Below are 22,535 nucleotides of genomic sequence, written 5' to 3'. Positions count from 1 at the left end.
ATGGACCCGATCTACGACGAAAGTCTGATACTGCCTGGCCGTCGGGTGCAGGCGGCTGGGGGATCACCCCCACTACGGTGAGGGGGTGCGTCCCGAGGATTATCAGCCGCCGCTGAATTGGTGGAGCCATACGTGGCGTCTGCTGCTGATGCTGGCGATCTCCGCGGTGGCGATGATCGGACGCACCGATCATGTGGGCGCTCATGTGATCTGGTGGCTGACCCTCGATCTGGCCCTCGGTGTGATGTGCTTCGTCGCGACCTGGTGGCGCCGAACCCATCCGGTTCTGGTGTGTACGTTGACCAACCTGGCCGCAATGGTGTCGGTCAGTTCCTCGGGAGCCGGGGCGTTGGCGCTGGTCTCGTTGTCCACTCGACGGCGGTGGCGTGAGATCGCGCCGCAGATCGTGCTGGGAATCGCGTGTAGCGCGGTCGCAGACGAGTTCGTCTATCGACCCGATCCGAGTGAGTCACCGTTGGTGCGATACTCGTTCATCGTCGCGATCACCGCGGTACTGGTGGCGTGGGGTATGTACATCGGGTCGCGGCGCGAACTGCTCGCGAGTTGGCGCTCGCGGGCCATGCTGGCCGAGCAGGAGCAGCAGGCGAAGGTCGCCCAGGCCCGATCGGTCGAGCGGGCGCGGATCGCGCGGGAGATGCATGACGTTCTGGCGCACCGTATCTCGACGGTGAGCATGTATGCCGGGGCGTTGGCCTACCGTGCCGATCTGACGCCGGAGCAGGTGCACGACACCGCGTCGACGATCGAGGAGAACTCGCGACTGGCCCTCACCGAATTACGCGAGGTACTCGGGGTGCTGCGCGAGGGCCCCGGTGATGCCGACCCGGAACAGCCGCAGGCCGGCCGCGACGACGTGGACGACCTCGTCGAGCAGAGCCGCGCGGCGGGTATGCGCGTCAGCTATGTGCGCACCGACGACCTGCAGACGGTCGCGGCCACCACCGCACGGACCCTGTATCGCTGTCTGCAGGAGGGTTTGACCAACGCACGCAAGCACGCACCGGCGTCGGCGGTGACCGTGCGCGTCGAACCCGGACGCTCGGGCGGGATCGACCTGCTGGTGGCCAATCCGCTGCCGATCGGCGACCGGTCACCGACGCTGCCGCCGTCGGGTCTGGGGCTGATCGGGTTGGGCGAACGTGTGGAGTTGAGCGGTGGACGGTACTCGACGACCCGCACCGACGACGGGATGTTCATCCTGCACGTCTGGCTGCCGCCGGCCGTGACGACCAGAGACGACCCGACCAGAGACGACCCGAGAACATGATGATCAGGGTGACGGAGACACGAGGAGGTGGCCGGTGGTCGCACGGGTGATGATCGTCGACGACGACCCGTTGGTGCGGTCGGGACTGAAGTTGCTGCTCGGCGGCGAACCGGGCTTGTCGATAGCCGCGGAGGCGGCCAACGGCAGCGCGGCGCTCGACGCGCACCGCAGCGACCCGGTCGATCTGGTGTTGATGGATCTGCGGATGCCGGTGATGGACGGGATCGCGGCCACCACCGCCCTGAAGGCTGCCGAGCCGGCCCCCGCGGTCATCGTGCTGACGACCTTCGACGCCGACGACTACGTGGTGCGGGCACTGGCGGTCGGTGCCGACGGATTCCTGTTGAAGGACACACCACCGCAGGAGATCGTGGCGGCCATCGGCAATGTCCTCGAGGGACAGCCCGCGCTGAGTCCATCGGTGACCGCGGCGCTGATCAAACAGGTCGTCGACTCCGGGCAGCGGTCGGGGTCGGTCGTGGCCCGCGAGGGCATCGCGCGACTGACCGAGCGGGAACGCGAGGTGGCGATCGCGTTGGCCAAGGGAGCGTCGAATGCCGAGATCGGAACCGAGCTCTACATGAGTGTGGCCACCGTCAAGGCGCACATCTCGCACATCTTCAGTAAACTCGGCGCGGCCAATCGTGTGCAGGTGGCGATCGCCGTCCACGACGCGGGTCTGGTCTGAACCCCTTCTCACACAGTCTGTTCGACCATGTGCGGCGGCTCGGCCGCTGCGCCGGCGGCGAGGAACGCGCACACCGCGATCGCCGCGCAGACCAGCATGACGATCGCCAGGGGGCCGGCGGTGTCCGGTCCGGCGACGCTCACCAAGGGCGACACCAGCGCACCGAGCCCGAACTGCAGGGCGCCCAGTACCGCCGATGCGGCGCCGGCGTTGGTGCCGACGGACGACATGGCCAGGGCGGTGGCGTTGCCGAAGACCAGGCCCAGACTCGAGACCATCACGAACAATGGCACCGCCAGCCAGGCCGGCGGTGCGCCGGTCACCACCAGCAGCGCGAAACCGATGGTGGCGGTGGACATCACGCTGATCCCGACGGCGACGAGCCCGCGTACCGCGCGGGTGGCGACCAGACGCGCGGCCAGGGCGCTGACGGCCATCAGGCCCGCCGCGTTGACCCCGAACGCCAGCCCGTACACGCCGCTGGAGAGCCCCATCATGTCCTGATAGACGAACGGCGACGCCGAGATGTAGGCCATCATCACCGCGAAGGAGAACGCAAAAGTGCCGCTGTAGCCCAGGAATCCGAGCCGGCGCAGCTCGCGGGTCGATCCCGGGTGGTCGGCGCGGCGGCGTACGAGCCGGCGATCTCGGGGCAGGGTCTCGGTGATGACGCAGGCAATCGAGACGAGCATGACGACCGAGATCGCGAGGACCACACCGAGGATTCCGCGCCACCCGATCGGATCGACGAGGAACCCGCCGAGCAGCGGCGCGAGCACCGGCGCCACTCCGCCGACGATCATCATCAGCGAGAACGCCCGGGCGGCTGCGCGTCCGGTCGCGAGGTCGGAGATGATCGCGCGGCCGATCACCATGCCCGCAGCACCACCGAATCCCTGCAGGAACCGGGCGGCGACGAGCACACCGACCGTGGGGGCGAGCGCGGCGAGCACGCCGGAGGCCACACACAGCAGTGCCCCGGCCAGCAGTGGACCCCGACGGCCGAATCGATCCGAGAGTGGACCGAAGGCGAGCTGGCCGGCGGTGATACCGATCAGGAAGGAGGTGAGCGTCAACTGGATTGCGGTCGCCCCGGTGCCCAGATCGCCGGTCATCTCCGGGAAGGCCGGCAGATACAGGTCGGTGGCGAACGGAGCCACCGCCGACAGCAGGGCCAGGACGAGCAGGACCGGTCGGGCGACACCGGGGTGGGTGAGGTCGGGTTGGGTGATGCCGCTGTGTTCGGCTGCGATCCCGGGTGGTGTCGACGACGTCATATGGTTATGGGAACATACCCATATGCCGCCTGTCGAACGCACACCGAGGTCACGAGCAGCACTCCTCGTCGAGATCGCCGACGTGGTGCTGCGAGTGGCACGCGAGGTCGAGCCCCGCGGACCGCACGGTCCGTCCGGCGTGGTGCCTCTCAACGGCAGCGAGGCCGCGGTGATGCGGTGGGTGCACCGTCACCCCGGCGGCACCCCGGCTCAGGGTGCCACCGCAACAAGGTTGCAGCGCAGCAACTTCAGCGTCGCCATGCGCTCCCTCGAGGACAAGGCGATGATCGTCCGGGAACCCGATCCCGGCGATGCCCGCTCGGTGCGGCTGTATCCGACCGACCTCGCCCTCGACAGCATCGCCCGACTCCACGAGTTCTGGGCACACACGATGTCCGCGGCCCTGGAGGCGGAGACGTCGGCCGGTGCGCAGCCGATCGAGCTCGACCGGCTGCGGACCACCCTCGAGGTGCTCTGCGCACTCGACGAGGGATTGCCGCGGGCGCGGTGATCGAATTCATCGCGGTCATCGAACCGATCGCGGTGGCGAAGTCGGGACCCGCTCGCCACACTGGAGACCACAGCGCCTGACGCCGACGACAGGCCACGACGGAAGGCCCAACGATGGCTGGTCACAACGAGAACTTCGGATTCGATCCCGAGGACTTCGATCGCTTCGCCCGGGAGGCCGCCGACGGTTTGCGCCAGGTTTTCGGGCGCTTCGTCTCCGAGCCGGCGGCGTCGAGTGTGTTCTCGACGTTCGTCGACGCCACCTCTGGCCGCCGCACCAAGCCGGAACCGCCCACGGCGGGTGAGGTCGGTGCGGGCGTCTGGGCGGTGTTCGACGTCGACGATCGGGGCGATGCGCGAGTGGAACAGGTATTCGCCACCGAGATCGACGCCCTGCGCGCCAATCAGCACAACACCGACCCGCGACGCCGGGTGCGATTCTTGCCCTACGGCATCGCGGTCAGCGCGCTCGGCGGTTCGGCGATCGCCGCCGACAACAGTGGCAGCGAGGACGAGGATCGCGGCGGTGCGGCCGGGGAGTCCGCCGACAGCTGACCCGCACCGGGCGACTCACTTGGCCGAGCGCAGCGCCTCGCGTCGTTGCTGCGCCTCGGTGAAACGTCGGCGCTGCACGTCGTTCTCCGGCACCAGCTGCGGCACCGCGCACGGACGACCGTCGTCGTCCATCGCGACCATCGTGAAATAGCAGCTGTTGGTGTGCCGGCGCTCGCCGGTCTGGATCGACTCGGTCTCGACCCGGATGCCGACCTCCATCGACGTCCGACCGGTGTAGTTGATGGACGCCGACAGGATCAGCAGTTCACCGACCCGGATCGGCTCCCGAAAGATGACGCGGTCCACCGACAGGGTGACCGCGTAGTGGCGCGAATACCGGCTCGCACACGCATAGGCGACCTGATCGAGCAGTTTGAGCAAAGCACCGCCGTGGACGTTTCCGGCGAAGTTCGCGAGGTCGGGCGTCATCAGCAGCGACATGTACAGCGTCGACCGGTCGGTTCCCGGATGGATGTGCGCGTCGGGCGGCGACGGCACCTGCGCGGGCGGGGTCATCGGGGCGCTCCTCGCGATCGGGGCCGGCGCTCACGGTGCGATGTGGCGGGCCGGTGGTCGCGTCATGATAGGCACGTCGAGGGCGATGCGGCAGGATAACGCGGGTGAGCGTGCTTGCCGAGGCGGCCTCGGATCCCGACCGCAGCACCGCGGTGACCCTGTTCTGGATCGCGGTGGCGGCGGTGGCCGCGCCGCTGGTCGCCCGACTCACTCGCCGCTACGTCCCCGAGGTGGTGGTGCTGCTGATTCTCGGCATGGTGTTCGGGCCGCACGTCCTCGCCGTGGGTGATCCGGACTCGGTGGCCGCGGTGAGCCAGCTCGGCCTCGGCATGCTCTTCCTGCTCGCCGGATTCGAACTCGACCCGCACATCCTGCGCGGCAAGCCCGGTGCGCTCGCGGGCGGGATCTGGCTGCTGAGTCTGCTCATCGCGACGATCGCGGTGGCACTGCTGGTGGCGCCGGGCGATTTCACGGCACACGTGGCGATCGCGATCGCGATGACCTCGACGGCATTGGGAACGTTGCTGCCGATCATCAAGGCCGACGGGCTACTCGAACAGCCGTTGGGACGCGCGGTGATGGCCCACGGGGCGGTCGGTGAACTCGGTCCGATCCTGGCGATGTCGTTGCTGTTGACCAGCCGCAACATCGGCGGAGCGGCGATCGTGCTCGCCCTGTTCGCCGTCGCGGCCCTGGTCCTGTTCGCGCTACCGCGACGAGTCGGCCGGATTCCGGCCCTGCGCGCCGCGCTCGTCGAGATGGAGGGCGGCACCTTTCAGTTGCCCGTGCGCGTCGTCGTGGTGCTGCTCGCGGCGTTCATGGCGGTGGCCGCGGTCTTCGATCTCGACGTGGTGCTCGGTGCCTTCGCCGCCGGCATCGCCCTTCGGCGCCTGCTCCCCGAGGACACCCGGGTGGTCGAGAGCCTCGAGGTCATCGGCTTCGGCCTGCTCATCCCGGTCTTCTTCGTGACCTCGGGCATGAACATCGATCCGTCGGCGGTGGCGTCGGCGCCGATGCTGTGGGTGATCCTGGTCGTCGGTATCGGCGTTGCCCGCGGCGTCCCGGTGTGGGTGGGCGAGCGGCTGGTGACCCACGAGGCAAGTCTGCGCGTCGGACGCGAGCGCATCTCGCTGGCGCTCTACGCTGCCACCGGCCTGCCGATCATCGTCGCCGTCACCCAGGTCGCGACGAGCAGCGATCTGATGTCACCGACGCTGGCCTCCACACTCGTGGCCGCGGGCGCCACGACGGTGCTGGTGTTCCCGCTGGCTGCTCGGTTGATCGCGCGTAAGGACTCCACGGCGGCGTCCGCGGTGTCGTGACGCCGTGGGCCGCGTCTCGGCGCCCGTCAGGACGAGCACGTCCGCCAGACGAGCAAGCCCGCCAGACGAGCAAGGGGACGACCCACGCAGTGGATCGTCCCCTCGGCCGGATCCGGGAGACACCGGATCCGTGCTGCGTCGTTGTCGATCAGAGGTACTGACCGCAGACCGGCCAGGCGCCCGGTCCCTGGGTGGCCAGCACGTTCTCGGCGACGCGGATCTGCTCTTCGCGCGAGGCGTTGGCGGGGTTACCGGTGCCGCCGTTGGCTTCCCAGGTGGACTGGGTGAACTGCAGGCCGCCGTAGTAGCCGTTGCCGGTGCTGATGCCCCAGTTGCCGCCGCTCTCGCATTGCGCGACGGCGTCCCAGTTGTGGCCGGTGTCGGCCGATGCGGTCGCGGTTGCCACGCCGAACGGGGCCGCCGCCAGGGCACCGATCACTCCGGCGCGCACAGCAAGCTTCTTCATGGTGGTCGTCATCCATTCCTCCTCTCATCCGCCCGGTGGTGGGCAGGTGATTCTCGGACCGGAGGCGACCCTACGGGCTCGATAACGGTCAGGTCACGCCCGCGCTTGCGACCTGCGGGAAAATCATCACGGTGAGATAACGCTGTGAAGTGACCAGGAAATGCCTGCGCATCACGGCGTGTCGCGCTCCTCGACCAGGGGTTGGCGGGACCCTTGTTTTGTGACCAAGCGCACAGTGAGTTTGTGGTTCGTGTCACGCGTTTTCGGTTGCGTCGCTGTCCGTTTCGCGGCATTGATGTCGAAAGTTGCTCGCGGAATGCGCAATTCGTCGTCTACGTCGGACCGGGCGGGTGAGCGCGTGCTCAGTCCCCTCACAGTCCGGGGGGTTAGCCTTGCGCGGTTTACGTGCCGACGCCGCCGGCCCCAGGGGACGATGCGGCGCGCAACGGCGCCCTGACGACGAGTGGAGAACGGATGGCCAGCGAGTTCGATCGACGTCGGTCGCGTGCGTCCTCCGGACGTCACCGCGCCGCACGGCCCGATCGGCCGACTGCGGGCGAGGTGTATCGCCGGGCGGCGCAGCGCCGAGCCGACGAGGACACCTCGGTCTGGACGCCGGTCGGGGGCTTCCCCGCGGAACCGGACGTGCCGGATCACCCCGATCTCGATGTCAGCCCCACCGAGCCGCAGCCGACCCGCCGTTCGGTCTCCGAGGACCCGACCCGACCCATCCCGACGACCCCGACACCGGATCGTCGCCCCCGGCCGCACGAGCGGGCGGCAGCGTCGACGCCGGACGACGACGCGGTGGGGGCCGATGCCGGCACATTTCGGGCCATCCCGGCCCGCAGCGGCACCGCACGGGGCCGCTCGGTCGAACGCGACCCCGCACGGCGTCGTGCACCACGACGATCAGGGCACGATTCCGCGCGGCCCGCGCGCCGCCGGACCGCGATCGGACTGGCGCGTGCGGCAGTCGTGGTGTGCTCGGTCATCGCATTCGTCGTCTGTGGGGCGATGTGGATGGGGGCGAGCACATTTCGTGGCGGGCTCGGGTACTCCAACGCGCTGCAGGGTGCGCCGCGGTCGACCGATGGCGCCCAGAACATCCTGCTGATCGGGCTCGACACCCGAAAAGACAAGAACGGCAACGATCTTCCCGACGATGTGATGCGACAGCTACACGCCGGTGACGGCGACTCAGGCGGCTACAACACCAATACGCTGATCCTGATGCACATCCCGGCCGACCGGAAGAACATCGTCGCCTACTCCATCCCGCGCGACGACCTCGTCGAGACGCCCGATCTCGACGTGTCCCAGGCCAAGATCAAAGAGGTGTACGGCCGCACGAAGGCGGCCACCGAGGACCAACTGGCCAACGAGGGCATCAGCGATCCGGCCACGCTCGAGGCGAAGGGCCGCGATGCCGGCCGCACCGCAACGATCAAGGCGGTGCGCACCCTCACCGGAGTGCCCATCGACCGATTCGCCGAGGTCAGCCTGATCGGTTTCTACGACGTCGCCAAGGCACTCGGCGGCGTCGAGGTGTGCCTCAATCACGCGGTGTCCGACGACTATTCGGGCGCGAACTTCAGTGCGGGCATGCATCGGCTGTCGGCGTCGCAGGCATTGGCCTTCGTGCGCCAGCGTCATGGGCTGACCCGCGGCGACCTCGACCGCACCCACCGCCAGCAGGCCTTCCTGCTCTCCGCCCTCCATCAGGTGCAGAGCGCCGGGACGCTCACCGACGTCGGCAAGCTGAACCGGCTGATGAGCGTCGTCGACGACGACGTCGTCTTCTCCCAGGGCTGGGATGTGGTGTCCTGGGCCCAGGACATGATCGGCGTGCCCGATCAGAAGATCAGCTTCCAGACCCTGCCCGTCGTGCGGTATGCGACCGTCGACGATCAAGACGTCAACATCATCGATCCCGTCGCGATCCGCGCCGAGGTCCAGCGCGCCTTCGGTGTGCCGGTCGCCGCGCCCGCGCCGTCCTCATCCGATACCTCCCAGTCCGGCGGTTCCCAGTCCGGTGCGTCGTCGTCGGACTCCGGGTCGGAGGCCACCCCGACGACCGACGACTCCTCCGACGGGGCCCAGGATGCCAGTGCCGACGACTCCGGACCCGCGCCCGACAGCGGCCCGGCCGTGGTCAACACGGGCACCATTCCCTGCGTCGACTGACGGGTCGCCACCTGCCCACACGGACGGGGCGTGGCGGGTTCGTCGGGAAATGCCGATGCCGGGTCGAGGTGATCGGCACACTGGACTCGGGTACAGCCCTACGCGGGGTGGGAGCGAGGAGAAGACATGACGCACACAGCACAGCCGGCAGCAGGGGTCGGCACGGGGTCCTCGGATCCGGATCCGGTCGAGGTGGTTGTCGAGGCGCCACTGGGGATCGTGACGTTGACCCGCCCGCGTCGGCGCAACCCGTTGTCGACGGAGACGATGCGCGCCGTCACCGCGGCCCTGCGGACGTTGGGTTCCGACGACGCCGTCCGGGTGGTCGTGATCCGCGCGCACGGGCCGGCGTTCTCCGCCGGACATGATCTGTCCGAGCTCGTCGACCGCACCCTCGACGACGAGCGCGCTGTCTTCGACACCTGTGTGGAGATGATGGCCGCGGTCCACGAACTCGATCGTCCGGTCATCGCCGAGGTCGCCGGGGCGGCCTTCGCCGCCGGCTGTCAGCTCGTTGCGACCTGCGATCTCGCCGTTGCCGCCACGACCGCGACGTTCTCGACCCCGGGTGTGCGCATCGGATTGTTCTGCTCGACGCCGATGGTGGCGCTCACGCGTGCGATCGGGCGCAAGCGGGCGATGAAGATGCTGCTCACCGGTGACGCCATCGACGCCGACACCGCCGCTGACTGGGGACTGGTCAACGACGTCGTGTCACCCGACGAACTGGCGACGACGGTCCGTGAACTCGCGCTGCGCATCGCCGGGTCGAGCGCCTCCACCTTGGCCATCGGCAAACGTGCCTTCTATCAGCAGATCGACGAAACCGAGACGCGCGCATACGAGCTCATGGCCGAGACGATGGCCACCAACGCGATGACCTGCGATGCGCAGGAGGGGATGTCGGCGTTCTTGGCCAAACGAGCGCCGGTGTGGACCGACCGGTGAACTCCTCCGAGTCCTCCTAACGCGTCTCGGTGGGGTCTGGTCCGTCCTCCGGCGGCGTTGCCGGATCGGGATCGTCGGGCTCGTCTGGCTCGTCTGGCTCGTCGTTCTTGTCGGACGGCGTCGTCGCCCGTTGCGGGACAGAGGAATTGAGCAGCGCGTCGACCCATCGGGTGGACGGATCGATGTCGAGCAGCAGAGCCTTGCACATGATGGTCAACGGCACCGCCAGGATCGCCCCGAGCGGACCGAGGACCCACGCCCAGAACAGCAATGACACGAACGTCAAGGTGGTCGAGAGCCCGACGGCGTCGCCGACGAACTTCGGTTGGATCACCGACTGGATGACGACGTTGATCACGCTGTAGACCACGATGACCACCAGCATCGTCGGCACACCGCCGTCGAGGAGCCCGAGCAGCGCAGGCGGGATGACGCCGATGACGAATCCGATGTTCGGGATGTAGTTGGTGATGAACGACAACAGGCCCCACAGGATGGGCAGCGGTATGCCGATGATCGCGAGCGCCACGCTGTCGAACACCGCCACGATCAGACCGAACAGCGTGGAGACCCACAGATAACTGCGAGTGGCCTGGGCAAAGGCGGAGAAGGCCGACGCGATGTCGGGGCGCTCGGCGCGTAGATACTCCATCCGGTCCCCGAAACCGACCGAGTCGGCGGCCATGAACAACAGCAGCGCCAGGATCAGGACCAACGACGAGGCGACGCCGGCGGTCGACTGCACGATGTCGGTGGCCGCGCCGATGATCTTGCTGGAGTCGATGTTGTGCAGCATGTCGTGCACTTTTTGTTCACTGACCCCGTGCGAGGTGAGGAATCGCTGGAACGAGGCGAGGAGATCGTTGAACCTGTCGCTGTAGTTCGGCAGGATCGTCGCCAGGCGCGCCACCGAGTAGGCGAGCGAGGCGAACAGTCCCACCAGGATTCCGTACACCAGCACCAGGACCGTGACGAAGGCCAGCCAGGCCGGTAAACCCTTGCGCCGCATCCAACTCGCGGCCGGGGCCACCGCCACCGTCAGCATCAACGCCAAGAAGATCGGTGCCACCAGGGAGGAGACCGATCGGATACCCGCGACGGCCACCACGATGCCGGCGATCGACACCAGCACGATGGCACCGCGCGGCATCGACCACGCCGGCGGGTTCGCGCGCAACGACATGGGTGCGTGGCCTTTGGCCATTTCGGGTGTGCCCCTTCTCCGGCGGCGCGCGGAGACCACCGAGCGCCTTGTGATGACGTGCTCTGCGAAAAGACTAGGTCCGGTGGTGCCCGTCGTGGGTGCTTCGGCGACCGCGAGTCCGGACAAATCACCCGGCAGGGATGAGTCACGCCGATCCGCACGCCTTCTGCGCGCACTGCGTAGAAGTGTGGGCGGCAGCGGAACGGCGGAGGAGACTGTCGGGGCCTCGTGTCGCGATGCCGCACCGGCAGCTCCGACAGGACAGACGACAGGACAGACCCAGAAGACTTCGGCCGCCGCATCCGCACACCGGCGGTCGGTGCCGTGGAAGGACCACCGTGACCGCAACAACCACCTCGAGCGCCGCAAGCACCTCGAGCGCCGCAACCACCTCGAGCGCCGCAAGCACCTCGAGCGCCGCAAGCACCTCGAGCGCCGCAAGCACCCCCGCAAGTGGCGAGTACACCGACGCCGACCTCGATGCCGTCTTCGGGCCGGTGTTCGCCCGGATCGCCGAGGGGGCCGTCGCGCGAGAGGAGGACCGCCGTCTCGCCCACGAGGAGATCGCGTGGCTCAAACAGGTCCGGTTCGGTGCGTTGCGTGTCCCCGTCGAATTCGGTGGTTACGGGGCGTCGGTACAGACCCTGTTCCGGCTGCTGATCGATCTGGCTGCGGCGGAATCCAATCTGCCCCAAGCGCTTCGGGTGCACTGGTCCTTCGTCGAGGATCAGCTGCTCGCCGACGACTCGCCCGCCCGACAGCGGTGGCTGCAGGCCGTGGCCGACGGAACGCTCGTCGGCAACGCCATCACCGAGCCCGGCGTGGGCGCCGTGGACCGCTATCGCACCACGGTGACCGACACCGAGGGCGGATACCGCGTCGACGGCACCAAGTACTACAGCACCGGCAGTCTCTACGCCGACCACATCCTCGTCGCGGGTGATCATGGGGGAGAACGTGTCTCGGTTCTCGTCGACGCCGACGCCGACGGGGTCACCCAGCACGACGACTGGGACGGCTTCGGTCAGCGGCTGACCGCGAGCGGCACCACGGAGTTCACCGGTGTCGAGGTGCCCGCTGATCGGCTGCTCGGCGCCGGATACGGAGCCCCCGGCCGGACGTATGCGACGTCGTATCTGCAGCTGGTGCAGTTGTCGGTGCTCGCGGGTATCGCGCAACGCGCGCTGGACGACACCTCCGAATGGGTGCGTGCCCGCACCCGCACCTTCACCCACGCCGCGGCGGATCTACCCCGCGAGGATCCGTTGGTGCAGCAGGTCATCGGGCGCCTGGCCGCTGCTGCCTACACCGCGCGCACCCTGGTCCTCGACATCGCGGGCAAGCTCGATCTGCTCCTCGACGAGGGCGCCACCGACGAGGCGCTGCTCGACGAGGTCGAGTTCGACGTCGCGCGCGCCCAGCACGCGGTCATCACGACGGTGCTCGACGCCACGTCAGCCCTGTTCGAGGTCGGCGGGGCGTCGATCACCTCCGAACGGCTGCGCCTGGACCGGCACTGGCGCAACGCGCGGGTGATCTCGGTACACAACCCGCTCATCTTCAAGCTGCGCGCCATCGGAGATCATGTCCTCAACGGCGCCGATCTGCCCTATGCGTGGAGCGCAGGTGACCGCAGGTCGGTGAAAGACGAGGCAGCACAGGGCGAGTAAGGGGAGCTCACCCGCCCGGCCCGGGCGCGGGTGGAAGTGACGGCGAGTGGTCGGCGGTTCACGCCGACCACTCGTGCGTTTCCAGATCCTGCCAGCGGACATCGAGGTGGGAGGCGGCCACCGCCGCGTGTTCGGGCCCGAGTAACTCGGTCAGCACCTCGGTCATGATGTCGCGCACCTGCTCCGAATCCGACGGCAGCACGTCGTGGTAGCGGGCGATCAGGCCGATCCGGATGCGGTCGACGCGTCCGTCCTCGCCGTCGACGAGCAGATGCACCACCAGGCGACCCACGGTGCGGCGGATGCGCACCGCGAGGACCTGCTTGAGGACCCGGTCGGAGACCTGAACCCCGGGAGTGTCGGTGTCGAGGGGGCGGCCCGGCCGGCGCACCCGCCCGAGATTCGCGGTGATCGCGGTGACGAGGCGATTGGCGTCCTCGCTGAGACGGTCGGTGGCACCGTCGAGTTCACGTCCGGCAGCAACGAGCCAGGCGTCGGTCTGTTCGTCGTCGAGTTGGCTACTCACTCCTGGGCTCCTTCCTGCTGTGTCGGCGTCGGGTCGGTGTCGGTGTCGGCGCCGGGGTCGTTGGGCGGGTCCGACGATCGGCCACCGGGCCGCCAGGGTTCCAACCGGGTGGCGAGATAGCGGCGACTGCGCTGCAGATGTCCGCGGACCGATCCGGTGCTGATCTGCAGGATTCGCGAGATCTCGGCCAGCGACAATCCCTCGACCTCGCGGAGCCACCACACCGCCCGGGAATTCTGCGGCAGGGTGAGCAACTCGGTACCCAGCGCCTCGACCAGGGTCTGCCGCATCGCCTCATCCGACGGTAGCGGTTCGGCGGCGGCCAGGTCGGCGAATTGGACGTCGTCGGTCGGAATGTCTCGGCGACGGCGGCGATAATCGATCGTCTTGCGGTGCGCGATCGCGAAGACCCACGTCTTGACGCTGCTGCGAAAAGCGAAGTCCGGCAGCCCCCGCCAGGCATCGAGCAACGTGTCCTGGGCCAGGTCCTCCGCGGTCTGGGAATCGGGCACCATACGGCGCAGATACCGCAGCAAGGGTGGGGACAGCCGGGCGACCAGCTCCGAGAACGCCTCGGTGTCGCCGACGGCGGCGGCCGCGGCCAACTCGTCGTCGGACAGACCGCCCAACGCCAGACCCGGAGCCGCCGGGCTGTGACCGGACTCACTCGAATTCACGCGTGCACATTTCGGTTCCACTACGACTGACCTTATACCGGCATCGTGCGCCGCAATCCGGGACGACGATGAGACCACCGAGGTCTTCTCGCCGCGCTCGGTGCGGCGGATGCCGCGAACAGTGTCCACCGTGTGTAGTCGAGTGAGTACAGAGGAGTTCTCGTGACCGATTCAACTGTGACCGATAAGACCAAGACCACCACCGCCGCCGCAGCGACGGACACCAGTGAGCCCACGGGAAAGGGCCTGGCACTGGCCCGCGAGAGTGGCGCGCCCGGTGACCGCGGCAGGACCGTGATCGCCGATGCGGTCGTCGCGAAGATCGCCGGCATCGCGACCCGCGAGGTCGACGGCGTCCACGATGTCGGTGGCGCAGCCGAGCGTGTCGTCGGAAAGATGCGCGAGGTCATTCCCGGAACCTCGGTCAGCACCACCCAGGGCATCAACGTCGAGGTCGGCGAGAAGCAGGCCGCCGTCGACGTATCGATCGTCGCTGACTTCGGCGTCGCCATTCATCAACTGGCCGCGGCGATCCGGCGCAACGTGATCAACGCGATCGAATCCATGACCGGGCTCGAGGTCACCGAGGTCAACGTCACCGTGCACGACATCAACTTCGGCGATGACGACGACGACCAGACCGACACCCCGCCTCGGGTTCAGTGATCGCCGTGCAGGCCGAATCCGGAAGTGACCGGCTCCCCACACGTTCCGGGGGGCCGGGCGCCGACCTTGCGCAGCAGGTCGCGGACGCCGTGACCGCGGTCGACGGGGTCACCGGTCTGCACGGCGGCATGTTCGGCGAGATCGCCACCTATCTCCCCGGCGGCCGGGTCAGCGGTGTGCAACTCGACGACGACCGCGGCGGAGTGCACGTGATCGTCGACATCTCCCACGACCTGCGTACCGTCGCCGCGCACGCGGTGGCTGTTGCCACGGAGGTCGCCGGGGTGCCGGTCGATGTGACCATCGAGGACATCAGCTTCCCGGGACAACGGGCGGAACAACAGAATTCGGCTTCCCGCCGCGGCACCCCCGCCGGCGGTGACCAACCCGGCGCGACAGAGGGGAATCAGAATGGGTAACAACGCAACTATCGGCTTGATCGTGGGATTGTTGCTCGCACTCGCGGTCACCACCGGGGGCTTCGGCGGTTTCGTCCTCGCGCTGGTCCTCGGCGGCATCGGGCTGGCACTGGGTCTACAACGCGACGGCGCCATCGATCTCGGTGCGCTGCTGCGAAGCCGGAACCGTGGCTGAGTCGTCGACCCCGACGCGCACCGGCGCCACCGTGACGCGAGGCGTCGACAAGGTGCGTCCGGATGCCGTCGGGACCGCGGCCCCGGCCACCGGGGATGCCAAGGGGGCGTTGATCATCGCCGACCGTGTGGGCGCCAAGATCGCCCGCCGGGCAGCACTCGACATCGACGGGGTCACCAAGTACAGCAACACGATCGGATCACTGCTCGGACCGGGAGCGCTGGGCGCGGCCTACCCCGCGGTGCGCGTCGACATGTCCGACACCGCGCCGCTCGTGGAGGTCACGGTTGCGCTGACCTGGCCGTGCGCGGTGGCGCAGGTGTGCCGGGACGTGCGCGCCCACGTCGCCGACGAACTGGCGCGGCTCACCGGGATTCGGCCCTCTCGGGTCGATGTGACGGTGGGAACGATCACCACCGACAACGGGGACTCGACCACCCGCGACGGCTACGTGGAACTACCGGCTCCCTCGGAAATCGAGAAGCGCGAGTCGCAGACGCGCGACACCGACACCGACATGGTCACCGACACCGAGACAGGGCAGGAGAGGGTTCACTCATGACCACATCGACGACACCCGAATCCGCATCGCGGCCACGGGCCGAGGTCGTCGCCGAGAACCAGGATCTCGCCGGCGGCAAGGTCTTCGCCCCGGCGGCCTACCCTGGCGCGGCGATCGTCGGGTCGCTGATCGGGCTCCTGTTCCTCGGCCTGGCGTGCGTCGGGATCCGAGATCTCATCGTGTACGCCGGATGGATCGACGGGACCCGATGGACGACGAATACCGCCGACTGGATCACGAGAAGTACGTGGCAGGACTGGATGTGGCCGGTCGCGGTGATCTGCGTGATCGTCGGACTGTGGTTGGTGTGGCTGGCCGTCAAGCCCCGGCGCCGCACCCACGTCCCACTCGGAGACTTCGAGGTGATGTGGACCCGCCGCGGCGACATGGCGCGCCGTGCGAGTGCCGCACTGCTCACCGTCCCCGGGGTCGAGCACGCCACGACCGTGGTCACCCGACGACGGGCAAAGGTCACCGTCACCGTGTCGGGCGGTGTGGACGAGCAGACCATGCGCGACCGCGTTGCCGAGGCACTGGCCCCGGTGAAACATCCTCCACGCGTGGTGATCCGGCGCGTGGTCCGCAGCAAGGAGGCACGCTCGTGAACCGGCGTCCAGCGATCCTGCACCGATTCACCGTCGCGGTGATCGGCCTGGCACTTCTGGTGGTGGGTGTCGGTGCCATCGGTTGGCAACTCGACATCACCCCCATCCACGGCTGGGTCGATCATCTCGATCCCACCTGGGCGAGCCGCACCACAGCGGAGAACTGGTGGTGGGCGGTGCTTCTCGGGGTCGTCGTCATCGCGGTGATCTGGGGGTTCGCGCTGCTCGGTGCGGCGTCGCGTCCCGGTCGGGTGGACGACCTGACCCTGACCGGCAGCGGTGCCGACGGAATCCTGACGGTTCCGCCCAAGCTGATCGCCGCCGCCGTCGCCGACGAACTGTCCGAACGGACGATGTTCGACAAGGCGACCGTGCGTGCCCTCGATGATCGCGGACGCAGCATCATCCGCATCGACGTCACCGCACCGCCGCGCTACTCCTACGACGAGATCGCCGAGGTACTCGGGCCCGCCGTGGAGAACATCCGTCGCGCGGTCGACGGGGCCGACATCCACGTCCAGGCGTTGGTCCACCTGCAGAATCCGAGTCGCTGAGTCCGCACGCGAGCGCAGAACTCACGAATATCAGACACGACACCGCATCTCGGTGTCGCCACGAACTCGCCGGGACCCCCGGCAGACCCGAGCGCACTGCGCGCCGGGACCATCAAGAGAAGGAGCTGTCATGGCACTCGAGGACAAGATCTCGAACAAGGTCGAAGACGCCAAGGGCAAGGCCAAGGAAGTCGGCGGCGACGTCACCGGCGACGACAGCCTCAAGAGCGAGGGCAAGGCCGATCAGGCCTCGGCCGCGGTCAAGGACGGCATCGAGAGCGTCAAGGACGCCGCAGGCAAGGTCAAGGACAAGCTGACCGGCAACTGAGCCGCGCGCGGCAACACCGGGGCGGGCATCGTCATCGACGATGTCCGCCCCGGCGCATCCGGCGGTAGGGTGAGCCCGATGCAGCGGATGAGTGCCGTCGACGCGATGTGGTACTGGATGTCGTCGACGATGCCCAGTGACCAGTTCCTGTTCTACGGATTCACCTCGCCGCGAACGTCTCTCGACGTCATCGCCGGGTACTTGCGGCGTCGAGCCGCAACGATCGACGATCTGCGACTGCGTGTCGCCGACGCCCCGGCACACCTCGACCGGCCGTACTGGCGGCGCGCTCCGGTCTCCGTGGATCAGGTGCGGGTGACCCAGGGTCCCCTGTCGTGGCAGGCGTGCCTCGATCACATCGCGCAGTCGATGGAGGATCAACTCGATGCGCGGCAACAGATGTGGCGGTTACATCTCTACGGGGCGGTCACACCCGCCCCGGGCGTGGCCGAGGGCAGCGATCTCGTCGTCGCGGTTCTGCAGGTCGCACACGCGCTTGGCGACGGCCGTCGATCGTCGGCCATTGCGCGACAACTGTTCTCCGAGAAGGAGATCGAGGTACAGGCGCGGTGCCTGGCCGAACGGTGGCCGACGACGGTGATGCACGTCCCGGCCGCCGCGGCACTCGGCGTGGCCCGCATGCCCATCGACGTCGCACGCATGCTCTTCTGGGGCGGTCTCGCGTTTCACCGCCACCGACAGGTCTCGGGGACAACAGGTTCGGGTCAGGCGACCTCAGGTGTCGCGCCGACATCGATCAACGGGCCACCCGGTCGCGGACGCGAACTGCGCACCCTGACCGTCCCCGCCGATGTGCTCACCGCCCGTGGCGGCACCGTCACCGTCGGGGCCCTCACCGCGATCTCCGACGCACTTCCGCGCTTCCTCGGCGACCCGTCGATGCCGGTGACGATCACCCTCACCGTCGCCCGGCGACGGGCCGCCACGGACCCGAATGCCATTCCCCGCAATGACTTTCGGACCGTCGGCATCGACCTGCACACCGACATCGCCGACCTCGACCGTCGAGCCTCGGCGATCGCCGCCGAGATCGCCCGCGCCCGTGACGAACACATGACCCCCGAACGCGCAGCCGCCCGTCGGGCCGAACACGCCACACCGGCCCCGCTCCGAATCCTCGGCGCCCGTCAGGCCGGGGCGGCGCCGATCCCGGAGCGCATCGACGGCATCAGCGTGGTCTCCTCCGTCGATCGGGGACCGGCCGATCTCACGCTCGGCGGGGGCAGCAGATCCGTGATCACCACAGGCTTCCCGGCACTGTCCCCGGTGCACGGACTCAACCACGGCGTGCACGGTCTCGGTGCGCGCGTGACGCTTTCGGTGATCGCTGCACCCCGCCGATGCCCCGATATCGACCGTTACCTCGCGTTGCTGACCGACGCCCTCCGACGGTGAGCTGCCCGGAACGAGTCGGTCAGGACGTGATCTGGGGAGGGCCGTCGTCCGGCTCCGACCCGCGCGTCGACGTCGGAGAATCATTGCCGCCCCGATGACCTCGCGTCAGGCGCTTCGGCAGGCGCTCGGCGAGCCCGCCGAGCGGGGCCACCGTCTGATTGAGCAGATCGACGGTCTCGGCCAACTCGTGCACCGTGTCCTGCATGGCGAGCAGATTGGGTGCGAGCTGACCGATCACCTCGGTGAGTTCGGTGATGCGGTCGAGCGGGCCGTCCGGCGCGATGGCACGCTCGACCGCGCCGTTCTCGCCGACGAGCTGGTCGAGCAGACCGCCGTCCTCGGCGAGGCGATCGAGGATTCCGCCGTCGGCGGTGACCTTTTCCAGGACGCCGTCGGGTGCGGTCAACTTGTCGATGATGCCGCCCTCCGACGTCAGGCGTTCGAGAATGCCCTCGTTCTCGGTGAACTGGTCGATCACCCCGCCGGTGCGGGTGAGGCGGTCCAGCGGACCGTCCTTGGCGGTCAACCGCGTCAGGATGCCGCCGTCCTCCGACATCTGATCGAGGATTCCGCCGGGCGCCGTGAGTTTTTCGAGCAATCCGTCCTTGGCGGTCAGGCGGTCGATGACGCCACCGGGATTGAGAAGGCGTTCGAGTGGTCCGCCCGCGGCGACGATCCGGCCGAAAGGACGATCGGGACCGAGGAGATCGGCCAGTTGACCGAGTAACGCCAGCGGCGCCCGGGCTCCGCTGAGCTCGTCGCCGGAGATCCCCAGAGCGTGATTGAGCTCGTGCTGCACGCTGTCGGCGGTGATGCGGGCGATGTTGACCGCCGATTCCGCGGCGGTGAGCGTGACACCGGTGACCGCGAAACCCAACTGGAAGGGGAACTCGATCAGGGACCGGACGTCGATCGGACCAGGAGACTGTCGGCGAGGCACCGACCCACTCGCGCCGGCGTCGCCGGTGTCGGGGGAGTTCATGGGGGAACGATAGCGCGCGTCAGCGCTGTGCGGACTCGGCCTTGGCCGCCGCCTTGGCGGCCTTCTTGAACTCGCGCACCCGCAGCAGCGAATCCGCATCGGTCACATCGGCGACCGAACGGAAACCCTTCTTGCCGTAGTCGCCGACCACCTTCGTCCACCCGGCCGGCTTCACGTCGAGTTGTTTGGCCAGCAACGCGGTGAAGATCTTGGCCTTCTGCTCACCGAAGCCGGGGAGCTTGCGCAGCCGCGCGAACAGCTCGGCGCCGGTGGTGGCCTCGGTCCAGATCCGTTCGGTCTCACCGTCGTACTCCGCCACCACGGTTCGGGCGAGCTCCTGAACCCGCCCGGCCATCGAGCGACCGTAGCGGTGAATCGCCGGCGGGGTGGCGCAGAGGTCGGCGAATTCGGTGGGGTCGGCGGCGGCGATCGCCTCGGGATCGAGCGAGCCGAAGCGGTCCTTGATCTTCGCCGGCCCGGCGAAAGCGCGCTCCATCGGGAACTGCTGATCCAGGAGCATCCCGGTGAGCAGCGCGAACGGATCGGTCGACAACAATTCGTCGGCGGTGGGATCCTGGGCAATCTGCAGTTTCGCCATGGCACCAGGGTAGTGCCCCTACACTGAGCCCCATGCTGCGTGGGTCCGTGGATTCTCGGCGCTCGGGGGAGACGCCGCCGATTACAACAACGCCGGTTACAACAACGCCGGTTACAACAACGCCGGTTACAACAACGCCGATTACAACAACGCCGATTACAACAACAAGACCGTCGACGTCTGGGTTGCGTGGCCGATGCGGTCGGCGCTTCCGGACGGCGGTGATCGCGGTCGTCTCGGTGGCGGCGGTGGTGCTCGGGCTGACCGCCCAGGCCTCGGGTACGGCGTCGGCGTTACCCGACCCGCAACCCAATTACGTGACCACGCTGCGCTGCGACAGCGCCAATCCGTGGCCCGCGCCCCGCATTCCGGTGTGGGTGGACGTCTACAACCAGATCGCTTTCCCCTCCGACGGATTGCCCGGGCCGGCGATCTCGCTCGTCGGGTCCTCGCGAGCCAAGCCCGGCGTACTCGAATTCACCGTCGAGGTGACGGTCGCGTGGCGCAATCTGCGGACCGGACGCACCGGCACGGTGCGGGTCCCGACCCGAACCCAGGTGGTGGGCTGGGAAGTGGTGTTGCACCCCGGTAGCGGCCCCGTGAGCTTCACGATCAACCAGAAGATCGGTGCGCTGGCGTTCGTGCCGATGGTCAACCCGCAGTACTCCAGCTGTCGGGGCCAGGCAACCGCCTAGGCCCAGTTGGTGTTGGCGCAGCTTGGTGTTGGCCCAGCTCGGTGTTGGCCCGGTACACCTCGTGTGGCGAGCGCCCGAGGCCGATAACACTTCGGTCATGGGCGACATGCGGGTGGGCGAAACCATGGGGGCCGGGCGAATTCGCGGGGTAGCGTAATCCGCGGTAGCCCGATCCCTTCCGATATCGGGCCCGGACGAAGGGGTTCGGATCATGTCAGAAGCGCACAACGCCGAGATCGCCGAACAACACACGGCCAAGGTCATCGGCGTCTCCATCGCCGCCGCGGTCGGCGGCTTCCTGTTCGGGTTCGACAGTTCGGTCATCAACGGCGCCGTCAACTCCATCCAGGACACCTTCGAGCTGAGCTTCCTCGTCAACGGATTCGCAGTGGCCGTCGCGCTTCTCGGGTGCGCGGTCGGTGCATGGTTCGCCGGTCGGCTCGCCGACTCCTGGGGCCGCAAACGGGTGATGCTGCTCGGTTCGGCGTTGTTCATCATCTCGGCCATCGGTACCGCTTACACCCAGACGTTGTGGGATCTGTTGCTGTGGCGCATCCTGGGCGGCCTCGGCATCGGTATCGCGTCGGTCATCGCTCCCGCGTACATCTCCGAGATCGCGCCCGCACGCTACCGCGGCGCCCTCGCGTCGATGCAGCAGCTGGCGATCACCCTCGGCATCTTCGCCGCGCTGCTCTCGGACACGTTGCTACAGAATCAGGCCGGCGGACCCGAGAAGGACCTCTGGTGGGGACTGGACGCATGGCGGTGGATGTTCCTCGTCGGCGTCATCCCGGCGGTCATCTACGGCCTCTTGGCGCTGTCGATCCCGGAATCCCCGCGTTATCTCGTCGGACGCAACCGTGACGAGGAGGCGGCGCGCATCCTGCAGGAGGTCACCGGTGAACCCAACCCGCTCGAGCGGGTGAAGGAGATCCGGTTGACGGTCAAGCGCGAACGCAACAGTTCGCTCGCCGACATCCGTGGACCCTCGTTCGGACTGCATCCCCTGGTGTGGGTGGGTATCTGGCTCGCGATCTTCCAACAGTTCGTGGGTATCAACGCGATCTTCTACTACTCGACGACGCTGTGGCAGTCGGTGGGCTTCTCCACCGACGACGCGTTCACCACCTCGGTCATCACCTCGGCGATCAACGTCGGTATGACGTTCGTGGCGATCCTGTTCGTCGACCGGATCGGTCGTCGGGTGCTGCTGCTGTGGGGTTCGGTCGGCATGTTCATCGGACTGGTCATGGCGTGTGTCGCCTTCACCCAGGCGGTCACCACCGTCGTCGACGGTGAACCCAAGACGTCACTGGCCGATCCGTGGGGGCCGCTCGCCCTCGTCGGTGCCAATCTGTTCGTCGTCGCCTTCGCCGCGACGTGGGGTCCGGTGATGTGGGTGATGCTCGGCGAGATGTTCCCCAACCGTATCCGCGGCGTTGCCCTCGGTGTGTGCACCGCGTTCAACTGGGTCGCCAACTTCATCATCTCGATGCTGTTCCCGCAGATGAGCAAGGTCGTCGGATTGGGGTGGATCTACGGGTTCTTCGCCTTCTGCGCGGCGGCGTCGTACTTCTTCGTGCGATTCAAGGTCCGCGAGACCAAGGGTATGGAACTCGAGGACATGGATGCGATGGCCGACTCCGAATTGTCGGCGCTGCAAAGCAAGTACGCGGCCAAGTCCTCGCGCGTCAAGTAGCT

At 68.0% G+C, this 22,535-nt stretch carries 26 protein-coding genes; 18 read left to right on the top strand and 8 right to left on the bottom strand.

Annotated elements, in window-relative coordinates; all coding sequences use genetic code 11:
- Positions 1-85: 85 nt before the first annotated feature.
- Positions 86-1,288 (top strand): sensor histidine kinase, encoded by a 1,203-nt coding sequence (locus GOPIP_RS01310; protein WP_006367688.1) that lies wholly within the window; start codon positions 86-88, stop codon positions 1,286-1,288.
- A 34-nt stretch (positions 1,289-1,322) separates the two neighbouring features.
- Positions 1,323-1,976 carry a response regulator gene (locus GOPIP_RS01305; RefSeq protein ID WP_006367687.1) on the top strand — a complete coding sequence of 218 codons (654 nt, stop codon included), beginning with the start codon at positions 1,323-1,325 and terminating at the stop codon, positions 1,974-1,976.
- Positions 1,977-1,984: 8 nt separating this feature from the next.
- Here GOPIP_RS01305 and GOPIP_RS01300 read toward each other — a convergent pair whose 3' ends face one another.
- A complete protein-coding gene (locus GOPIP_RS01300; protein WP_006367686.1) occupies positions 1,985-3,253 on the bottom strand; it encodes a multidrug effflux MFS transporter in 1,269 nt (422 codons plus the stop codon).
- A gap of 22 nt (positions 3,254-3,275) precedes the next feature.
- Between GOPIP_RS01300 and GOPIP_RS01295 the strand changes: the two genes are divergently transcribed.
- Together GOPIP_RS01295 and GOPIP_RS01290 are read left to right on the top strand one after the other, a co-directional pair.
- Complete coding sequence (locus GOPIP_RS01295; protein ID WP_014360646.1) at positions 3,276-3,764, top strand: MarR family winged helix-turn-helix transcriptional regulator; 489 nt, start codon at positions 3,276-3,278, stop codon at positions 3,762-3,764.
- A 113-nt stretch (positions 3,765-3,877) separates the two neighbouring features.
- Positions 3,878-4,318 carry an Rv0313 family protein gene (locus GOPIP_RS01290; protein ID WP_006367684.1) on the top strand — a complete coding sequence of 147 codons (441 nt, stop codon included), beginning with the start codon at positions 3,878-3,880 and terminating at the stop codon, positions 4,316-4,318.
- A 15-nt stretch (positions 4,319-4,333) separates the two neighbouring features.
- Here the strand turns inward: GOPIP_RS01290 and GOPIP_RS01285 are convergent, their stop codons facing one another.
- On the bottom strand, positions 4,334-4,834 hold the full coding sequence (locus GOPIP_RS01285) for an acyl-CoA thioesterase (RefSeq protein WP_006367683.1): 501 nt from the start codon (positions 4,832-4,834) through the stop codon (positions 4,334-4,336).
- Positions 4,835-4,938: 104 nt separating this feature from the next.
- Here GOPIP_RS01285 and GOPIP_RS01280 point away from each other — a divergent pair, with 104 nt between their 5' ends.
- Entirely contained in the window at positions 4,939-6,156 is a 1,218-nt protein-coding gene (locus tag GOPIP_RS01280; protein ID WP_006367682.1) for a cation:proton antiporter, read from the top strand.
- A 148-nt stretch (positions 6,157-6,304) separates the two neighbouring features.
- Here the strand turns inward: GOPIP_RS01280 and GOPIP_RS01275 are convergent, their stop codons facing one another.
- A complete protein-coding gene (locus GOPIP_RS01275; RefSeq protein WP_006367681.1) occupies positions 6,305-6,634 on the bottom strand; it encodes a transglycosylase family protein in 330 nt (109 codons plus the stop codon).
- A gap of 462 nt (positions 6,635-7,096) precedes the next feature.
- On the opposite strand from GOPIP_RS01275, the gene GOPIP_RS01270 reads away from it, so the two are divergent.
- Entirely contained in the window at positions 7,097-8,809 is a 1,713-nt protein-coding gene (locus tag GOPIP_RS01270) for an LCP family protein (RefSeq protein ID WP_006367680.1), read from the top strand.
- A 126-nt stretch (positions 8,810-8,935) separates the two neighbouring features.
- Entirely contained in the window at positions 8,936-9,757 is an 822-nt protein-coding gene (locus GOPIP_RS01265; RefSeq protein WP_006367679.1) for an enoyl-CoA hydratase, read from the top strand.
- Positions 9,758-9,773: 16 nt separating this feature from the next.
- On the opposite strand, the gene GOPIP_RS01260 is transcribed toward GOPIP_RS01265, so the two are convergent.
- Positions 9,774-10,961, bottom strand: a complete 1,188-nt coding sequence (locus tag GOPIP_RS01260) for an AI-2E family transporter (RefSeq protein WP_006367678.1) — start codon at positions 10,959-10,961, stop codon at positions 9,774-9,776.
- A 497-nt stretch (positions 10,962-11,458) separates the two neighbouring features.
- Here GOPIP_RS01260 and GOPIP_RS01255 point away from each other — a divergent pair, with 497 nt between their 5' ends.
- Entirely contained in the window at positions 11,459-12,631 is a 1,173-nt protein-coding gene (locus tag GOPIP_RS01255; RefSeq protein WP_006367676.1) for an acyl-CoA dehydrogenase family protein, read from the top strand.
- 58 nt (positions 12,632-12,689) lie between these two features.
- On the opposite strand, the gene GOPIP_RS01250 is transcribed toward GOPIP_RS01255, so the two are convergent.
- Complete coding sequence (locus tag GOPIP_RS01250; RefSeq protein ID WP_006367675.1) at positions 12,690-13,157, bottom strand: hypothetical protein; 468 nt, start codon at positions 13,155-13,157, stop codon at positions 12,690-12,692.
- On the bottom strand, positions 13,154-13,834 hold the full coding sequence (locus GOPIP_RS01245) for an RNA polymerase sigma factor (RefSeq protein WP_006367674.1): 681 nt from the start codon (positions 13,832-13,834) through the stop codon (positions 13,154-13,156). Before GOPIP_RS01245 ends, GOPIP_RS01250 begins: the two co-directional genes overlap by 4 nt.
- Before the next feature lie 162 nt (positions 13,835-13,996).
- Between GOPIP_RS01245 and GOPIP_RS01240 the strand changes: the two genes are divergently transcribed.
- From GOPIP_RS01240 to GOPIP_RS01205, 8 genes are all read left to right on the top strand, one after another.
- Entirely contained in the window at positions 13,997-14,500 is a 504-nt protein-coding gene (locus GOPIP_RS01240; RefSeq protein WP_006367673.1) for an Asp23/Gls24 family envelope stress response protein, read from the top strand.
- A gap of 5 nt (positions 14,501-14,505) precedes the next feature.
- Complete coding sequence (locus GOPIP_RS01235; RefSeq protein ID WP_373278816.1) at positions 14,506-14,919, top strand: hypothetical protein; 414 nt, start codon at positions 14,506-14,508, stop codon at positions 14,917-14,919.
- Positions 14,912-15,094: a hypothetical protein gene (locus GOPIP_RS01230; protein WP_006367671.1), complete on the top strand. Its 183-nt coding sequence runs from the start codon at positions 14,912-14,914 to the stop codon at positions 15,092-15,094. The genes GOPIP_RS01235 and GOPIP_RS01230 overlap by 8 nt, the downstream gene beginning before the upstream one ends.
- The gene (locus tag GOPIP_RS01225; RefSeq protein ID WP_006367670.1) at positions 15,087-15,656 is read left to right on the top strand and encodes an Asp23/Gls24 family envelope stress response protein; all 570 of its coding nucleotides are present in this window, start codon (positions 15,087-15,089) and stop codon (positions 15,654-15,656) included. Before GOPIP_RS01230 ends, GOPIP_RS01225 begins: the two co-directional genes overlap by 8 nt.
- Positions 15,653-16,261, top strand: a complete 609-nt coding sequence (locus tag GOPIP_RS01220) for a DUF6286 domain-containing protein (protein WP_006367669.1) — start codon at positions 15,653-15,655, stop codon at positions 16,259-16,261. The genes GOPIP_RS01225 and GOPIP_RS01220 overlap by 4 nt, the downstream gene beginning before the upstream one ends.
- On the top strand, positions 16,258-16,815 hold the full coding sequence (locus tag GOPIP_RS01215) for an Asp23/Gls24 family envelope stress response protein (RefSeq protein WP_006367668.1): 558 nt from the start codon (positions 16,258-16,260) through the stop codon (positions 16,813-16,815). Before GOPIP_RS01220 ends, GOPIP_RS01215 begins: the two co-directional genes overlap by 4 nt.
- Before the next feature lie 130 nt (positions 16,816-16,945).
- Positions 16,946-17,143, top strand: a complete 198-nt coding sequence (locus tag GOPIP_RS01210; protein ID WP_006367667.1) for a CsbD family protein — start codon at positions 16,946-16,948, stop codon at positions 17,141-17,143.
- A gap of 78 nt (positions 17,144-17,221) precedes the next feature.
- Positions 17,222-18,559 carry a hypothetical protein gene (locus tag GOPIP_RS01205; protein WP_006367666.1) on the top strand — a complete coding sequence of 446 codons (1,338 nt, stop codon included), beginning with the start codon at positions 17,222-17,224 and terminating at the stop codon, positions 18,557-18,559.
- A gap of 19 nt (positions 18,560-18,578) precedes the next feature.
- Here the strand turns inward: GOPIP_RS01205 and GOPIP_RS01200 are convergent, their stop codons facing one another.
- Together GOPIP_RS01200 and GOPIP_RS01195 are read right to left on the bottom strand one after the other, a co-directional pair.
- Entirely contained in the window at positions 18,579-19,541 is a 963-nt protein-coding gene (locus GOPIP_RS01200) for a hypothetical protein (RefSeq protein WP_006367665.1), read from the bottom strand.
- A 19-nt stretch (positions 19,542-19,560) separates the two neighbouring features.
- The gene (locus tag GOPIP_RS01195) at positions 19,561-20,139 is read right to left on the bottom strand and encodes an HhH-GPD-type base excision DNA repair protein (RefSeq protein WP_006367664.1); all 579 of its coding nucleotides are present in this window, start codon (positions 20,137-20,139) and stop codon (positions 19,561-19,563) included.
- 221 nt (positions 20,140-20,360) lie between these two features.
- On the opposite strand from GOPIP_RS01195, the gene GOPIP_RS01190 reads away from it, so the two are divergent.
- Together GOPIP_RS01190 and GOPIP_RS01185 are read left to right on the top strand one after the other, a co-directional pair.
- On the top strand, positions 20,361-20,834 hold the full coding sequence (locus GOPIP_RS01190) for a hypothetical protein (protein ID WP_006367663.1): 474 nt from the start codon (positions 20,361-20,363) through the stop codon (positions 20,832-20,834).
- A gap of 211 nt (positions 20,835-21,045) precedes the next feature.
- Positions 21,046-22,533 (top strand): sugar porter family MFS transporter, encoded by a 1,488-nt coding sequence (locus GOPIP_RS01185; RefSeq protein WP_006367662.1) that lies wholly within the window; start codon positions 21,046-21,048, stop codon positions 22,531-22,533.
- The last annotated feature ends 2 nt before the right edge of the window (positions 22,534-22,535 follow it).

Source organism: Gordonia polyisoprenivorans NBRC 16320 = JCM 10675 (assembly GCF_000241325.1).
In the GTDB taxonomy this organism is placed as follows: domain Bacteria; phylum Actinomycetota; class Actinomycetes; order Mycobacteriales; family Mycobacteriaceae; genus Gordonia; species Gordonia polyisoprenivorans.
Note: the sequence above shows the minus strand (reverse complement) of the source record. Positions and strands in the feature narration are given on the sequence as shown.

Coding starts and splice junctions, on each gene's coding strand:
- GOPIP_RS01300 (WP_006367686.1), bottom strand. CDS start 3,253: ATGACGTCGTCGACACCACCCGGGATCGCAGCCGAACACAGCGGCATC.
- GOPIP_RS01295 (WP_014360646.1), top strand. CDS start 3,276: ATGCCGCCTGTCGAACGCACACCGAGGTCACGAGCAGCACTCCTCGTC.
- GOPIP_RS01290 (WP_006367684.1), top strand. CDS start 3,878: ATGGCTGGTCACAACGAGAACTTCGGATTCGATCCCGAGGACTTCGAT.
- GOPIP_RS01285 (WP_006367683.1), bottom strand. CDS start 4,834: ATGACCCCGCCCGCGCAGGTGCCGTCGCCGCCCGACGCGCACATCCAT.
- GOPIP_RS01275 (WP_006367681.1), bottom strand. CDS start 6,634: ATGACGACCACCATGAAGAAGCTTGCTGTGCGCGCCGGAGTGATCGGT.
- GOPIP_RS01270 (WP_006367680.1), top strand. CDS start 7,097: ATGGCCAGCGAGTTCGATCGACGTCGGTCGCGTGCGTCCTCCGGACGT.
- GOPIP_RS01265 (WP_006367679.1), top strand. CDS start 8,936: ATGACGCACACAGCACAGCCGGCAGCAGGGGTCGGCACGGGGTCCTCG.
- GOPIP_RS01260 (WP_006367678.1), bottom strand. CDS start 10,961: ATGGCCAAAGGCCACGCACCCATGTCGTTGCGCGCGAACCCGCCGGCG.
- GOPIP_RS01230 (WP_006367671.1), top strand. CDS start 14,912: ATGGGTAACAACGCAACTATCGGCTTGATCGTGGGATTGTTGCTCGCA.
- GOPIP_RS01220 (WP_006367669.1), top strand. CDS start 15,653: ATGACCACATCGACGACACCCGAATCCGCATCGCGGCCACGGGCCGAG.
- GOPIP_RS01210 (WP_006367667.1), top strand. CDS start 16,946: ATGGCACTCGAGGACAAGATCTCGAACAAGGTCGAAGACGCCAAGGGC.
- GOPIP_RS01205 (WP_006367666.1), top strand. CDS start 17,222: ATGCAGCGGATGAGTGCCGTCGACGCGATGTGGTACTGGATGTCGTCG.
- GOPIP_RS01200 (WP_006367665.1), bottom strand. CDS start 19,541: ATGAACTCCCCCGACACCGGCGACGCCGGCGCGAGTGGGTCGGTGCCT.
- GOPIP_RS01195 (WP_006367664.1), bottom strand. CDS start 20,139: ATGGCGAAACTGCAGATTGCCCAGGATCCCACCGCCGACGAATTGTTG.
- GOPIP_RS01185 (WP_006367662.1), top strand. CDS start 21,046: ATGTCAGAAGCGCACAACGCCGAGATCGCCGAACAACACACGGCCAAG.